This is a genomic window from Clostridium budayi (assembly GCF_055396605.1).
Genome location: NZ_AP042456.1, coordinates 2,610,836 through 2,626,899 on the forward strand (window position 1 = coordinate 2,610,836; position 16,064 = coordinate 2,626,899).

Here is a 16,064-nt window from a genome sequence, read left to right on the forward strand (position 1 = left end):
CTTTTATTTATATTATATTAAGCTCTATTATTACTTCCACATACCATTATTTTATGCTTAACTATAGCTTTCATTGCTTCTTTACCAGGTGTCATATATTTTCTTGGATCATTAGCTGTAGGATTGTCTATAAAATATTTCTTAACAGCATCTGAGAAAGGTATTTTTAAATCAGTTGCTACATTAACTTTGCATATTCCAAGTTCTATAGCTTTTTTTACTAATTCATCAGGTACATCTGATGCACCATGTAACACTAGAGGTATATCTACCTTTTCTCTAATTTCTTTTAATCTATCAAAATCTAATTTAGCTTTTCCTTTATATAACCCATGAGCTGTTCCAATTGCAACTGCTAATGAATCTATTCCTGTCTTCTCAACAAAGTCTTTTGCTTGTTCTGGATTTGTATACATAGTATCCTTTTCATCTACAACAAGGTCATCTTCTTGTCCACCTAATCTTCCAAGTTCAGCTTCAACTGTTGCATCAAATTTGTGTGCATAGCTTACAACTTCTTTTACTATTTTTATATTATTTTCATAATTTTCATGTGATGCATCAATCATTGTTGATTTAAACCCAATATCTACATAATGTTTGATTGCATCAATATCTTCAAAGTGATCTAAATGAATAGCAATTGGTATATCATATTCTTTTGCAGCTACTTCTGCCATTGCTACTATATACTCTCCCCCAGCATATTTAATAGTTGATGGTGTTCCTGCTAATATAACTGGTGATCTAAGTTCTGCTGCTGTTTCAATAACAACTTGAAGTGTCTCTAGGTTATGAATATTAAATGCAGGTACTGCATATCCTCCCTCTTGTGCCTTCTTTAACATTTCTCTAGTTGATAATATTTTATTCATACACTTTCTCTCCCTATATTTTTAATACCACTAAATATTTCTTATCATTAGTTTTAAAAAATCTATTTATTATATGGATGTATTATTACTCCTTTAACTACCCTATTTACAGTTCCATCTGGTCTTGGATTATCTGGTGAAATACCAAGATGTAATGAACTAAATAATCCAAACATTTGTCCAAATAACATGTAATTAAATAGAGTATAAATTTCTGGTACATCTTCCCCATTAATTTCTATATATCTATCACATAATGAATTTAATTCATCATTTTTCTTGTAGCTTATAACTGCTAATTTATGATTTCCTACATCCCCATGTATTTCTTTTATTAAATCCATATCATAAAGATTTGTATATTCATTAATAGAATTCATAAATATAACTAACGTATTGTCATTTATTATAGATTTTGGACCATGTCTAAAGCCAAGAACAGATTCACAAACAGTTACTGTCTTTCCACTAGTTAGTTCTAAATTTTTAAGCGCCATTTCTTGACACAAACCTTTTAATGCTCCTGATCCTAAATAAACAACTCTCTCACAACCTAGTTCCACTAATTCTATTATTTCTTTCCAATCATTATCTAATATAAAATCAGCCTTATCTGATATTATATCTACATACTTTTTATTTTCTTCTAAGTTTTTAATATCAAATGTTAAAAGTGTTGCAAGTAACATACAACTAAAAGAGCTTGTCATAGCAAAGCTTTTATCATTAGACTCTTTTGGCATAAGTAAACAAAGAGTATTTTCATCTTCTAATGACTTTCTTGCTAACTCACCTTCTTCATTACACGTAATTACCAGTTGTGCTATATCTTTTACATTATCTCTGAATATATCATAAGCTCCTATACTTTCAGGACTATTACCTGATCTTGCATATGATACTAATATAGTTTTTGTATCTTCTTCTAAAAATTCATATGGGTTTGATACTAAATCTGTTGTAGCTATAGCTTCAACTCTTAAATTTAAAGTTTTCGCAAGATGCAGATAAAGTGAATCTCCAACATAATCAGAAGTACCTGCTCCAGTTAATATTATTCTAGTATTGCTCTTTAAATTCTTATTTAAAAATTCTTCTATTTTATTTTTATTCTGCTTTACTATATTGTATGTCTCTCTCCATAATTTTGGTTGTTGCCTAATCTCAGTTGCTGTAAACGTAGCTCCTAATTTTTTTAACATATCCTCTGAAAACCCAAAAATCATTTTATACCCTCCCCAACTGATAATGTTGTCATTACCAGTAGTTTTAAAAATTTTTATTTTTTTATTTATATTAATTATTTTTTAATTGAACTCTATACTTGAATTTATCTCCTCTAGCTATTCCTACGGTATACTCTATAAGTCTACTATTTTCATAAGTATATCTTTCTATTTTTAAGCTTGGTGCACCTTCATGTATCTTTAGATATATACTTTCAAGCTTATTTGTAAGAATCGGTTCAAAATATTCTTCTGCTGATGTTAATTTTGCATTATAAGTTTCTGTAAAAACCTCATACATAGGCTTTTCTTCTAATTGTTCTTTTGATAACCCTTCAAATCTTGTAAAAGGTAAGTATGTTATCTCATACATCATAGGTATATCATCAGCTTTTCTAATTCTTATTATTTTATATATTAAATCATCTTCATTTATTTTAAATTTTCTTGCTAATTTTTCACCTGATTGTATGATCTCAAATCCTATTATCTCTGATGAAGGCTTCTTTCCTATCTTCTTCATTTCTTCTGTAAATGAATAAAATGATACTAAGTCTTGATTAACTTTCTTTGGTGCAACAAATGTACCTTTACCATGCACTTTATATATATATCCTTCTCTTTCAAGTTCATCTAGAGCTTGTCTTACTGTTGTTCTACTTACATCATAAAGTTCACATATTTCTCTTTCTGAAAGTAATTGCTCATTCTCTTCTAGTCCATTATTAATTTTATCTATTAGTATATCCATAAGTTGCAAATATAATGGAATTCTAGAATCCTTATTTATACTACTCACTTGTAACTACCACCTTAATAATTTATATAACCCTTTAATAATCTTATTTAAAAAACAATAAAAAATATCTTTCTTATATTTAATTATAAGCAATTTCTACCATAAAAAGCAACAAAAATTTTCTATATTTTTAAAATTTGTAGTTACCAGTTAATAAAAAGGTATCTATATAATTATATAAATACCTTTTTAAAAATATTATATATTTTTATTATTCTACATCCTTCATTGAAAGAGAAATTCTATTTCTCTTCTCATCAACTTCTAGTATTTTAACCTTTACGATATCTCCTACTTTAACTATATCAAGTGGATGTTTAACAAACTTATTAGCCATTTGACTCTTATGAACAAGACCATCTTGGTGAACTCCAATATCAATAAACGCTCCAAAGTCTGAAACATTTCTTACTGTTCCCATTAAAACCATGCCAGGTTTTAAGTCTTTTATTTCTATTACTCCAGTTTTTAATATTGGCTTTGGCATATCTTCTCTTGGGTCTCTACCTGGTTTTTGAAGTTCTTTTATTATATCTTTTAAAGTAAGCTCTCCAATTTCTAATTCTTTAGAAATATTATTTAATCCAATATTCTTAACTCTGTTTTCAATATCACCTAATTTTTTATTTTTTAGATCATCCATAGTATAACCTAGCATTTCAATTAATTTTGTTGCAGCATCATAAGATTCTGGATGGACTGATGTATTATCTAGAGGGTTCTTACTTTCCATAACTCTTAAGAATCCTGCACATTGTTCAAATGCTTTTTGACCTAATCTCTTAACTTTAAGAAGTTCACGTCTACTCTTAAATTCTCCAACTTCTTCTCTATAAGCTACTATATTTTCAGCTATACTTGAATTTATACCTGATATATGAGTTAAAAGACTTGGTGTTGCTGTATTTAAATCAACTCCAACTTTGTTAACTGAATCTTCTACAACTCCATTTAAAGATTCTTCTAATCTTTTTTGAGTAACATCATGTTGATATTGCCCAACCCCAATTGCTTTTGGATCTATTTTAACAAGCTCAGCAAGTGGATCTTGAAGTCTTCTTCCTATTGATATTGCACCTCTTACTGTTACATCTAAATCTGGATATTCTTTAGTTGCAAGCTTTGATGCAGAATAAACTGATGCTCCAGCTTCTGATACTATTACATAAGATACTTCACGTCCAGTTTCATTCTTAACTTCCTTTAAAACTTCACTTATTACTTCTTCAGACTCTCTTGATGCTGTCCCATTACCAAGTGATATAACATCAACACCATATTTATTAATAAGTTCTTTAAGCTTCTTTTTAGTTCCTATAACATCATTTTTAGGTGCTGTTGGATAAACTGCTGTATTTTCTAAGAATTTACCTGTACTATCTAACACGGCAATTTTACATCCTGTTCTAAATCCAGGGTCATATCCCATAACAACTTTCCCTTTTATAGGTGCTTGTAATAATAATGCTTTAAGATTTTCTTTGAATATATTTATAGCACCTTCTTCACCTTTATCAGTAAGTTCACTTCTAATTTCTCTTTCTATTGATGGGTAAATAAGTCTCTTTAAAGAATCCTTAATACTATCTTTTAATATTTTATCAGTTTCTTCATTGCCTTTTAGAATATTTTTTTCTAAATAAGCTATTATTTTATCTTCTGATGATACAATTTTAACAGATAATATTTTCTCTTTTTCTCCTCTATTTATTGCAAGTATTCTATGTGGAGGAATCTTTTTAACTTCTTCTTTATAGTCATAATACATTTCATAAGGAGTTCTTTCCTCGCTATCCCCTTTAGTTTCTATAGTACCTTCTTTAAATACAAAGTTTCTAATCCATTTTCTATAATCAGCTTCATCTGATATAACTTCTGCAATTATATCCATAGCTCCATTTATAGCGTCTTTTTCATCTTTAACTTCTTTTTCTTCGTTTATATATTTTTTAGCCTCTTCTTCTATATTTCCTTTATAGTTACCTTCTAAAATTATTTCAGAAAGAGGTTTTAATCCTTTTTCTAAAGCTATTGTTGCTCTAGTTCTCTTCTTTTTCTTATATGGTCTATATATATCTTCTACTTCAGTTAAAGTTTCAGCTTTATTTAAAGCTAACTTAATCTCTTCTGTAAGCTTTCCTTGTTCTTCTATTGATTTTAGAACAGCTTCTTTTCTTTCATCTAAATTTCTTAAATATGTTAATCTCTCTTCTAAATTTCTTAAAATTTCATCTGACAGACCACCTGTCATCTCTTTTCTATATCTAGCTATAAATGGAACAGTGTTGCCTCCATCTAATAGTTCTATAACATTACCTATAACATTTAATTTAATGCCAAGTTCTTTTGATAATCTCTCATTTATATTCATACACTTAACCTCCAAAAAAATCATACATTTTCTATTATACCTCTCTTTGATACTTTACATAAACTTTTTTTGTATTAATTTCCTTAAATTATACGTTATATATTGTAATTATGTTAAGTTCTAGTATAATTTAATTGTAAATATTTTACAATTAGGGAGGTTCTATATGAATAAGTATATACAAAAAGTCATCTCATTATTATTAGTAATATTAATAACACTTTTAACATTTAATCATTATAAAATATTAGTTTACTCTAACAAACTACAAGATGTTTTTTCATTCCTAACCTTAGCTTTAATATTAATTTCATCTGTTAATGTCATTAATATATCTAAATCAGGGCTTAATAAATTCATCAATTATATAATACTTATAAGTGCTATAATTGGTGGCATTCTTCTTATAATTGACTATAAATCAAAGATAGTTGTATATGTTTGTCTTTTATTTACTATAGTTTATGCAATAATGGACATGCTATATAAAAAAGCTTAACTTAAGCAATCATAAAGCTTATTTTATTTTAATACACTTTAATAAAACAATTTATTATGAGGTATTAAATGAAATCGAAAATTTATAAAATCTGTACTATTATTTCTGCTATTATATTTATTTTTTTTCTATGTTTAAGATGCTCTATCAAGTACTTTGATTCTAATAATGTAAAAGAAACTATAGAATATTTAGCTTCAGATGAGTTTGAAGGACGACTTTGCGGCTCTAAAGAAAATGATTCTGTAGCTGACTACATAACTAAAACTTTTGAAAAATATAAACTTAATAAATTAGATAATAGTTATAAGCAAGGCTTTCAAGTAAATGCACCTTTTAGAAATGATAATACTCCATCACTTACTATTTCTAAGAGTAATGGAGAAACAAAATCTTTTGAATATGGAAAAGATTTCAAAGAAGATATGATCAATTTTAATTCTTCATCTGAAACATTTTCTTCTAATGATAGTGTAAACATATTTCCTTCTTCTATTTCTTTTAGAAAGGACAATAAACTTTTTTTATTTTATGTAAGTGAAGAAAAGAATTTTTCATTTCGTAGCTCATTTATTAATGACTCTCCAATTTCTTTTGCAGTAGTAATTACAAAAGATGTTTATAATACTATGGTTTCTTCTTTAAAAAATAAAGATACTATATCTATTACTCTTCCTTACTCAGTTAAGAAAACTGAAGTATTTAATGTTGTATCTAAAATAGAGGGCCGAGATAAAAAACTAAAGCCTTTAATACTTACTGCACATTATGATCACCTGGGAAAAGATGCCCTAGGAAATATTTATCACGGTGCATTAGACAATGCTTCTGGAACTTCATTTTTAATTGAACTTTCTAAATATATATCATCTCTTCCAAAACCAAATAGAGATATTATATTTGTTGCACTAAATGCTGAAGAATTTGGACTTTTAGGATCTAATGACTTTGCATCTAGGTATAAAGATGAATTAAAAGGGGCAGAAGTTATTAACTTTGATATGATCGGAGCAGAGAATTATCCTCTTACATTTATGAGTGGTGAAAGCCTTAAAGATAAGAATTCAACTATACTTAATGATTTAAAAACTATATGTACTAATAATAATTTAGTTTTTAATGTTAAATATGAAGATTCTAGTGACCATGCAAGCTTCATAAAGAATGGATTTGATTCTTTAACACTTTCTCATAGTGATGTTAGTAAAATCCATACTCCTAATGATAAAACTGATTTTATATCTGAAACTTCAATAGATAATGCTTTTTTATTAACTAATAAATATTTAATGGAAAATTGCTATGGAACTATTACAAAAATCCTTATTAATCCTGTTTTACACGCAATATCTTTTATTGTATTTTTAATATTAGTAAGTCATCCAATATTAAAAAAAATAGATGTATATAAGAAAAAATCTTAAAAATAAAAGCCTAAGATTAATCTTAGGCTTTTATTTTTATACTATATATTTAAATCACTTGAAAGATATGCGTTAATAAATGAATCAATTTCACCATCCATAACAGCTTGAACATTTGATGTTTCTTCACCTGTTCTATGGTCTTTTACCATATTATATGGATGGAATACATATGATCTTATTTGACTTCCCCATCCCATATCTTTAAGTTCTCCTGTTAAATCTTCTATTTTTTCTTTATGCGCTCTCTCTTTAAGCTCTATAAGCTTTGATTTTAACATAGCCATTGCAGTATCTCTATTTGAGAACTGGCTTCTTTCATTTTGACATTGAACAACTATTCCTGTAGGAATATGTGTTATTCTAACTGCTGATTCAGTTTTATTTACGTGCTGTCCTCCAGCCCCTCCAGCTCTATAAGTATCAATTCTTAAATCATCTGGTCTTATATCTATATCTTGATCTTTTGTAAGCTCTGGAAGTACTTCAACAGATGCAAAGGATGTTTGTCTTTTACCATTTGCATTATAAGGAGATATTCTAACTAATCTATGGATTCCTTTCTCAGCTTTTAAGTATCCATATGCAAAATCCCCTTTGATTCTTAAAGTTACACTTTTAATACCAGCTTCATCACCTTGTATTAAATCTAAAGTTTCCACAGAGAAACCATGATTTTCTGCCCATCTTGTGTACATTCTTAAAAGCATCTCAGTCCAATCATTTGCGTCAGTTCCACCAACTCCAACATGAAGGGTAAATATTACATCATTTTTATCATATTCCCCTGATAAAAGTATTTCTATTCTATATTCCTCAACTGCTTTTTCTAAAAATGCAACACTTTCAATTATTTCGTTAATTGATTCTTCATCATCTTCTTCCATGATATCATTTAAAACTTCTATATCATCAATCTTAGTTTCTAAAGTTTCAAATCTTTCAAGCTTACCTTTTAAAAACTTACTTTCCTTTGTTATTTCTTCAGCTCTTTTTATATCATCCCAAAAGCCATTTTCTTGCATCTTTAAATCAAGCTCTTGTATTTCTTTTATTAAAGCTTCTTTGTCAAAGTGAAGCCCTCATTTCATTTATTTTTTCCTTTAGGCTCGGCATTTTAACTAATGCTTTTTCAAGCTCTATTCTCATATAAAATCACCTCTATATATTTGATTTTAAAAAGCATCGTTATTTATAATAACGATGCTTTTTATTTATAATAATCTTTAAACTTCTCTTCCGCAACAGTTTTTATACTTTTTACCACTTCCACAAGGACATGGTTCATTTCTTCCAACAGTTACTGCTTTCTTAGCTGGTTCTTTTTTCTTTGGAGCATCTCCTGTTCCTTCATGAACAGCTGCTGTTTCTTTAGCAACTCTTTCTCTTTCTGGAGCTTTTTCCATTTGAACGTGGAATAGATATTTAACAGTATCAACTTTAATTGATTCTATCATTTCCTCAAACATTGCACTACCTTCCATTTGGTATGCTTGAACTGGATCTTGTTGCTTAAATGCTCTAAGTCCAATACCTTGTTTTAAGTGATCCATATTATCTATGTGATCCATCCATTTCATATCAACGTTCTTTAAAAGAACAACTCTTTCGATTTCTCTAAGTTTTTCTTCTCCAAACTCAGCTTCTTTTCCATTATATATTTCTAATGATAAGTTTATTAACTTTTCTTTTATTTCTTCGTTTGAAAGATTAACTAAGTCATCAATAGTTACTCTATTTGCTGGAAGGCAAATATCATCTAAGTAAAGAATTAAGTTTTTAAATTCTGTCTTATAATCTTCTTCCATACCAGTTATATGAGTATCAACTGCTGCACTTATAACTTCTTTAATCATTTCTTCAATTTGTTCTTTTAAGTTTTCACCTTCAAGAACTTGAGCTCTTTGTTTATAGATGATTTCTCTTTGCATGTTCATAACATCATCATATCCTAGAAGGTTCTTTCTTATATCGAAGTTATGTCCTTCAACTTTCTTTTGTGCACTTTCTATTGATTTTGTTATTATCTTACTTTCTATAGCATCATCATCTTCTAAACCTAATTTATCAACCATTGCATGAGTCTTTTCTGACATAAAGATTCTCATTAAATCATCTTCAAGTGATATAAAGAATGTTGATTCCCCAATATCTCCTTGTCTACCTGAACGTCCTCTAAGCTGATTATCTATTCTTCTTGATTCGTGTCTTTCAGTACCAATTATCTTAAGTCCACCTGCTTCTAATGCACCTTCACCTAATTTAATATCAGTACCTCTACCTGCCATGTTTGTTGCAATTGTTACTGAGTTAACTTCACCAGCATCTGCTATAATTTCAGCTTCTTGTTCATGATATTTAGCATTTAATACTTTATGCTTTATTCCTTGTTTCTTTAAAAGAGCTGATATTATTTCAGATTTTTCAATACTTGCTGTACCAACAAGGACTGGTTGACCTTTTGCATGTGCTTTCTTTATTTCTTCTACTATAGCATTGTACTTACCTTTAGCAGTTTTATATACAATATCATGATTATCTACTCTTTGAATTGGTCTATGAGTTGGTATAACTATAACATCTAGTCCGTAAATTTCTCTAAATTCATTTTCTTCTGTTAAAGCTGTACCTGTCATACCTGATAATTTATTGTACATTCTGAAGTAATTTTGGAAAGTTATTGTTGCTAAAGTTTTTGATTCTCTTGCAATCTTTACTCCTTCTTTAGCTTCAATAGCTTGGTGAAGACCATCTGAATATCTTCTACCTTCCATAAGTCTTCCTGTAAATTCATCAACAATTATAACTTCTCCATCTTTAACCATATAATCTTTATCTAGTTTCATAAAGTAGTTAGCTTTTAAGGCTTGAGTTACATAGTGTTGTAATTGCATATTTTCAGCATCTGCATAGTTTTCTACTTTAAATGCTTTTTCTGCCTTTTCTATACCTTTGTCTGTAAGCATAACAGCGTTTGCTTTTTCATCAATTGTATAATCTTCTTCTGCAATTAATGTTTTAACAAAGTAGTCTGCAACTTTATAGAATTCTGTTGATTTCTCACCTGCTCCAGAAATAATAAGTGGTGTTCTAGCTTCATCAATTAAAATTGAGTCAACCTCATCCACTATAACAAAGTTAAGTCCTCTTTGAACTCTTTCTTCCTTATATATAACCATATTATCTCTTAAGTAGTCAAAACCGAACTCATTATTTGTTCCGTAAGTTATATCAGCATTATATGCTTCTCTTCTTTGGTCATTATTTAAGTCATGAACTACAACACCTGTTGTAAGTCCTAAGTATTCATATATTTGTCCCATCCACTCTCTATCTCTAGAAGCTAGATAATCATTAACTGTTATTACGTGAACCCCTTCACCAGAAATTGCGTTTAAGTATGCTGGCAATGTTGCAACTAATGTTTTACCTTCACCTGTTTTCATTTCCGCTATTCTTCCTTGATGAAGAACTATTCCACCTATTAATTGTTCTCTATAATGCTTCATCTTAAGTACTCTCCATGAAGCCTCTCTAACAACGGCGAATGCTTCTGGTAATAAATCATCTAAGCTTTCACCATTTTTATATCTTTCTCTAAATTCTCCTGTCTTAGCCTTAAGCTCTTCCTCGCTAAGTTCTCCCATTGTTGAATCTAAACTTTCTATCTTATCAACTAATGGTTTTATCCTCTTAACCTCTCTTTCACTATATGTGCCAAATAAAGCCTTAAACATTCCCATATTTTCATCCTTTCAAATACTAAAAAAATTGTTAAGTAGTTTTACTTATATCTTAGTATACATTTATAAATTATACCATTTTTAATTAGTCTTTTTCAACTTAATAACAACTTTATTAAAATTATTTAAGTAATCCACTATCTATTATAGTAGTCTTACTTTAAATATTTTATTCAAAACCACATAAAAACCTCATAAAGTATTACTTTATGAGGCACTATAAGTCTTATTTAATTTTTATTGATATTCCGGTTCAAGTAAACCGTAATTTCCATCTTTTCTCTTATACAAAACATTAATATCGTTTGTATCAGAATCTTTATATACAAAGAAGTTATGTCCTATAAGTTCCATTTGAAGGATTGCTTCATCAACATTCATTGGTTTTACAGCAAATCTCTTTGTTTTGACAACTTCTCCTTCGTTTTCTTCTTCATCTGTTGCAATTTCTAAGAACTTAATTGCTTCTTTATGCTTTTTAGCAAGTTTAGTTCTTTGTTTTCTTATTTGTCTCATAAGTTTTTCTTCCACACGATCTATTGATTTATACATATCGTCTGTTACTTCTTCTGCTCTTAGTAATATTCCATTAAAAGGAATAGCTACTTCAATTCTATGTCTATTCTTTTGTACTGTTAATGTTGCTTTAGCACTAACATCTCCTTCGAAGTACTTGTCTAATTTTGAGATTTTCTTTTCTACGATATCTCTTAAAGCAGGAGTTAATTCAATGTTTTTTGTTACAACTGTTACTTTCATAAGTCCAGCTCCTCTCGTATGTTCTAAGTAAAACTTAGATAAAATAAAATTTATTTATTTATAAATATATTGTACACCTTTTCACATTATGTTTCAATATTATTTTCTGAATTTACTGAAAATTTATGTTGTATTAAATATTTATTTTAAAACCTATATTATTTTTCATTTTGTACTTATTTTATACATCAAAAAAGGATACTAAGAAACTTAGTATCCTTTTTTGTAAAGTTAGCTGACACTGGTTTTTGCCCCCACACTCGCCTACTGGAGATTTCGCTACCCGGAATTAACCTCTCACTACTAACCCTCTCAAGCTTTAATGCCTGGTAGGACTTACTTCTATACCGCACCATGCTCACTAGAATCTTTGCCTAGCTTAAGTGGATCGTTTTGCCTGCGACTAGCATCGACTTTCAACCACAGACCTAACTTTACATTAATATTATAAACGACTTTTCGCAATAGTCAACAATTTTATTTCTTTTGCTCCATTTTCTTTTAAAACTCTCATTCCTTCTTCTATAGTAGCACCTGTTGTTAGAACATCATCTATAAGAATAAATCTTTTATTTTTTATAATTTCTTTATCAATTACTCCAAAAGAATTTTTTATATTTTCTAATCTTTCTTTTTTAGTAAGTTGTTTTTGAGGTTTTGTTTCTTTTATTTTATTTAATGTCTTTATACATTTTAATCTGTGAATTTTTGATAATTCTTTTGCAATATATTCACATTGGTTAAAACCTCTTTTTCTCATAGATTTTTTACCTATAGGAATGTACGTAATTATATAATCTTTTTCTATTCCATTTAGCTTATCTTTTATTAAATCGACTAATATTTCTCCTGCTAGGAAATCTTTATTAAATTTAAATAAAAATATAAGTTCTTTTAATGCACCTTTATAATATCCAAAATGTTCAGGTTCTGTACATTCTGTTATTGTACTTCTACATTCTCTGCATAATCCTTCTTCTTCCGATTCGTTACAAACTATGCATTTATAAGGTGCTGGAAATATAATTTCTAAAAAACAATCTTTTAAATATTCTAATGCTTTTAATATTCTTCCCATAATAATTTATTAAAACTCCTAGCAACTTCCCTTGCTTTATCGATTTCTTCTGTTTCAGTATTACAAACTAAAAGAATTTCTTTAAATTGACCTTTACTTTTAGATACTTTTGCACACATGAAAAGTATTTTTTTAAAATCAATATTATAATTATCTGCAAATAATAATATTATTCCATCAATATTAGGAGTTTCTAATACCTCTTCTATATTATTTGTTATTAGAAATATTGACTTATCTTTAAATTTTAATACACTGTCCTTTATTTTTTCGCAATATATTTTTATCTCTTTAGCGTCACTTAATTTAACTTTTTTATTATAATAATGAAAAACATTTTCCACATCATCTTTGTAAGGAACATAAGTTATAACATTTTTTTTGTTATCTTTAAACCATAATATATATTCATAAAGTACATATGGTATATCATTTTTTAAATCTATTCTAGTTGTTATAACCCTAGGTTCAACAAAAATTTTTTTATCTATATTTAAAGCATTTATAGTACTTCCTTCATCGAATTGAATCCAAGAATATAATATTACTTTATCTGTATATCTTCTTATTTTTTTATATAAACTTTTAAAACTTTCTTTTGATAATTTTGAATAAGCAGAAATATCATCTATTATTACTAAATCATATTGCCTGTTTATATTATATAAATATTTAAAATTCATAAATACAAGATTCTTATTTGTAGTATCTTCCCTAGTATATGAATAGTACTCATTTTCTTTATTTATATAAGTTACTAATCTCTTATCAATTTTTGAATTACCCCATATATAAAGGACATTACCTCTCTTTTTTATTATATTTTTAATTGTATCGTATAATATTTCATTACTGTCTAATGGCTTTCCTAGTACAGTTATTAAATTTTCTTCACCTTGTAAGTAATTGTTTATTTTTCGTTTTATATAAACTAGTTCCTTATAAGTTGAATTCATAAATACAATCAACTCCCATTTTATTATCCATATTTTAATTTTCTATAATATCATTATTTATAATATCCTTAATTCTATATTGAAGTGCTGAATACCTCTCCATACTTTGAGTATTAGATACCATATATTTTAAAGCTTTTGGCATACCAACAACTACAACTAATTTTTTAGCTCTAGTTATTCCTGTATATAAGAGATTTCTATTCATTAAAAATGGTGATCCCATAAATGCAGGTATTATTATTACTTTAAATTCACTTCCTTGGCTCTTATGAATTGTTATTGCATATGCAAGTTCTAATTCATCTATATAAACATAATCGTAGTGTACCCTTTTTTCATCATCAAATACTACTGTTACTATTTTTTCTTCTTCGTCTATTTTTTCGATAAATCCCATATCTCCATTAAATACACCAACGCCTTCTTCATCACCTTCACCTGAAATTCTATGCCACTTTAGAGAATAGTTATTTTTTGTTTGCATAACTTTATCCCCTTCTCTAAATATCATATCTTTTATTTTCTTTTCTTTTTTGTATTTGCTTTCAGGATTTAAAACCTTTTGAATACTTTCATTTAAATTAAGTACTCCTAAAGTTCCTTTTCTCATCGGTGTAAGAACTTGTATATCTTTAAATTTATCAAAATCTTTATTAAAGTTTGGAAGTCTTCTATTTACTAAATCTATAATAGTATTTAATGTTGAATCTACATCATTTTCTCTTATAAAATAAAAGTCATTTCCCTTTTTATTAAGATATGGCATTTCTCCACTATTAATTCTATGCGCATTTACTGTTATTAGACTTTCTGCACCTTGTCTAAATATTTCTCTTAACCTAACAACTTTAATTAATCCACTATTTATTAAGTCTTTTAAGACATTTCCAGGTCCAACTGAAGGTAATTGATCAACATCTCCAACTATTATTATTCTAGTTCCAAGCTTTATAGCTTTTAAAAGGTTATGCATTAAAGTTACATCTATCATTGATGCTTCATCTATAATTATTACATCAGCTTCTAAAGGTTCTGACTCACCTTTATTAAATAATGATTTATTATTATCTTCATCATCTGATACACCCATCTCTAAAAGTCTATGTATAGTTTTAGCTTCTCTGCCTGTTGATTCACTCATTCTTTTTGCAGCTCTTCCAGTTGGTGCCCCAAGTAAAACTTTCATTCCGTTCTTTTCATATATATCAATAATACATTTTATTATTGTTGTTTTACCAGTTCCAGGTCCTCCAGTTATTATTTCTATCCCTTCAATAAAAGCATTTATTATTGCCTCTTTTTGAGACTCTGCAAGGGTTATTCCATATCTTTTTTCAAATATTTCTATTTCATGAGGTATATCTGTATTTATTGTTTGGAAGTTTTCAATCCCTAATGTAATTATTTTATTTGTTATTCCAAGTTCGCAATAATAATAAGGAAGTGTAAATACAGCATCTTCATCACAGACTTTTTCAGCTACAATTCTTCCTTCTAAAACAGAGTTATAAATATTCTCTTCTATTATCTTTCTATCTACAACTAAAGTATCACAGGCTTCTTGTATTAACTTTTCTTTTGGCATATATGTATTACCTGCTGCACAAAAACCGTTTATTACATATTCTATTCCGCTTTTTATTCTAAATGGTGAATCTGCCTTTATTCCAAGACTCATAGCTATTTTGTCCGCTGTCTTAAACCCTATACCTGAGATTTCCTTACATAGTATATATGGATTATCTGATACTATCTCCTTAGCATTTGCTCCAAATTTCTTATATATCTTTAAACACTGATTGTTACTAACTCCATGTGACTGAAAGAACATCATTATGTCTTTTAAGTCTTTTTGTTCTATGTATGATTCATATATGATAGTAAATTTTTTCTTACCAATCCCATCTACTTCCATAAGTCTTTCTATATTGTTTTCCATAACATTTAAAGTATCTTCACCAAAATGGCTAACTATCTTTTTTGCAGTTACAGGACCTATACCATATATAATTCCTGCACTTAAATATTTTTCTATAGCTTCAACTTTCGTAGGTAATATTTCCTCAAAATCTTCTATCTTAAACTGTTTTCCAAATTGTTTGTGAACTATCCATTCTCCAGTTAATTTAACTTGCTGACCATCTTTTATAAATGGGACAACACCTACAGCTGTAACAGTTTCTTTATTGACATTTATTTTAGAAACTGTATAACCTGTATCATCACTTTTAAAAACAATAGCTTCAACAACGCCAATAATGGTTTCCATATTATCTCTCCAAATCTTATCTTAATTATTTTTATTCTTGACTATATATTATATAATTATAT

Annotated in this window: 12 protein-coding genes; 2 read left to right on the top strand and 10 right to left on the bottom strand. The window is 28.1% G+C overall.

All coding sequences use genetic code 11. From position 1 onward, the window contains the following. Positions 1-17 precede the first annotated feature (17 nt). The 4 genes from ACZ5TJ_RS12555 to ACZ5TJ_RS12570 form a co-directional block, all read right to left on the bottom strand. A complete protein-coding gene (locus ACZ5TJ_RS12555) occupies positions 18-875 on the bottom strand; it encodes a tagatose bisphosphate family class II aldolase (RefSeq protein ID WP_464200169.1) in 858 nt (285 codons plus the stop codon). A gap of 62 nt (positions 876-937) precedes the next feature. Then, a complete protein-coding gene (locus tag ACZ5TJ_RS12560) occupies positions 938-2,101 on the bottom strand; it encodes an SIS domain-containing protein (RefSeq protein WP_464200171.1) in 1,164 nt (387 codons plus the stop codon). A gap of 70 nt (positions 2,102-2,171) precedes the next feature. Continuing rightward, positions 2,172-2,900 (bottom strand): GntR family transcriptional regulator, encoded by a 729-nt coding sequence (locus ACZ5TJ_RS12565; RefSeq protein WP_464200173.1) that lies wholly within the window; start codon positions 2,898-2,900, stop codon positions 2,172-2,174. Between the two features lie 211 nt (positions 2,901-3,111). Further along, a complete protein-coding gene (locus ACZ5TJ_RS12570) occupies positions 3,112-5,271 on the bottom strand; it encodes a Tex family protein (protein WP_464200175.1) in 2,160 nt (719 codons plus the stop codon). Between the two features lie 166 nt (positions 5,272-5,437). Here ACZ5TJ_RS12570 and ACZ5TJ_RS12575 point away from each other — a divergent pair, with 166 nt between their 5' ends. Then, positions 5,438-5,770, top strand: coding sequence for a hypothetical protein (locus ACZ5TJ_RS12575; protein WP_464200177.1), 333 nt, complete (start codon positions 5,438-5,440; stop codon positions 5,768-5,770). Positions 5,771-5,838: 68 nt separating this feature from the next. Further along, complete coding sequence (locus tag ACZ5TJ_RS12580) at positions 5,839-7,194, top strand: M28 family metallopeptidase (protein ID WP_464200179.1); 1,356 nt, start codon at positions 5,839-5,841, stop codon at positions 7,192-7,194. A 41-nt stretch (positions 7,195-7,235) separates the two neighbouring features. Here the strand turns inward: ACZ5TJ_RS12580 and prfB are convergent. From prfB to recD2, 6 genes are all read right to left on the bottom strand, one after another. Further along, positions 7,236-8,343 (bottom strand): peptide chain release factor 2 gene (gene prfB / locus ACZ5TJ_RS12585; RefSeq protein WP_464200181.1). Its coding sequence is split into 2 segments (ribosomal slippage): positions 7,236-8,276 and positions 8,278-8,343, totalling 1,107 coding nucleotides; the frame shifts between segments, so codons are not numbered across the junction. Between the two features lie 77 nt (positions 8,344-8,420). Continuing rightward, entirely contained in the window at positions 8,421-10,937 is a 2,517-nt protein-coding gene (gene secA, locus ACZ5TJ_RS12590; RefSeq protein ID WP_464200183.1) for a preprotein translocase subunit SecA, read from the bottom strand. Between the two features lie 237 nt (positions 10,938-11,174). Continuing rightward, positions 11,175-11,696, bottom strand: a complete 522-nt coding sequence (hpf, locus tag ACZ5TJ_RS12595) for a ribosome hibernation-promoting factor, HPF/YfiA family (RefSeq protein WP_464200185.1) — start codon at positions 11,694-11,696, stop codon at positions 11,175-11,177. Between the two features lie 445 nt (positions 11,697-12,141). Beyond that, positions 12,142-12,774 carry a ComF family protein gene (locus tag ACZ5TJ_RS12600; RefSeq protein WP_464200187.1) on the bottom strand — a complete coding sequence of 211 codons (633 nt, stop codon included), beginning with the start codon at positions 12,772-12,774 and terminating at the stop codon, positions 12,142-12,144. Next, entirely contained in the window at positions 12,759-13,730 is a 972-nt protein-coding gene (locus ACZ5TJ_RS12605; protein ID WP_464200189.1) for a hypothetical protein, read from the bottom strand. The genes ACZ5TJ_RS12600 and ACZ5TJ_RS12605 overlap by 16 nt, the downstream gene beginning before the upstream one ends. A gap of 34 nt (positions 13,731-13,764) precedes the next feature. Next, on the bottom strand, positions 13,765-16,002 hold the full coding sequence (gene recD2, locus ACZ5TJ_RS12610) for an SF1B family DNA helicase RecD2 (RefSeq protein WP_045723925.1): 2,238 nt from the start codon (positions 16,000-16,002) through the stop codon (positions 13,765-13,767). Positions 16,003-16,064 lie beyond the last annotated feature (62 nt).

What these genes read in the sequence shown, in the direction of transcription:
- ACZ5TJ_RS12600 (WP_464200187.1), bottom strand. Translation starts at nt 12,774, where the DNA reads ATGGGAAGAATATTAAAAGCATTAGAATATTTAAAAGATTGTTTTTTA.
- ACZ5TJ_RS12560 (WP_464200171.1), bottom strand. Translation starts at nt 2,101, where the DNA reads ATGATTTTTGGGTTTTCAGAGGATATGTTAAAAAAATTAGGAGCTACG.
- hpf (WP_464200185.1), bottom strand. Translation starts at nt 11,696, where the DNA reads ATGAAAGTAACAGTTGTAACAAAAAACATTGAATTAACTCCTGCTTTA.
- ACZ5TJ_RS12575 (WP_464200177.1), top strand. Translation starts at nt 5,438, where the DNA reads ATGAATAAGTATATACAAAAAGTCATCTCATTATTATTAGTAATATTA.
- ACZ5TJ_RS12605 (WP_464200189.1), bottom strand. Translation starts at nt 13,730, where the DNA reads ATGAATTCAACTTATAAGGAACTAGTTTATATAAAACGAAAAATAAAC.
- ACZ5TJ_RS12580 (WP_464200179.1), top strand. Translation starts at nt 5,839, where the DNA reads ATGAAATCGAAAATTTATAAAATCTGTACTATTATTTCTGCTATTATA.
- secA (WP_464200183.1), bottom strand. Translation starts at nt 10,937, where the DNA reads ATGGGAATGTTTAAGGCTTTATTTGGCACATATAGTGAAAGAGAGGTT.
- recD2 (WP_045723925.1), bottom strand. Translation starts at nt 16,002, where the DNA reads ATGGAAACCATTATTGGCGTTGTTGAAGCTATTGTTTTTAAAAGTGAT.
- ACZ5TJ_RS12570 (WP_464200175.1), bottom strand. Translation starts at nt 5,271, where the DNA reads ATGAATATAAATGAGAGATTATCAAAAGAACTTGGCATTAAATTAAAT.
- ACZ5TJ_RS12555 (WP_464200169.1), bottom strand. Translation starts at nt 875, where the DNA reads ATGAATAAAATATTATCAACTAGAGAAATGTTAAAGAAGGCACAAGAG.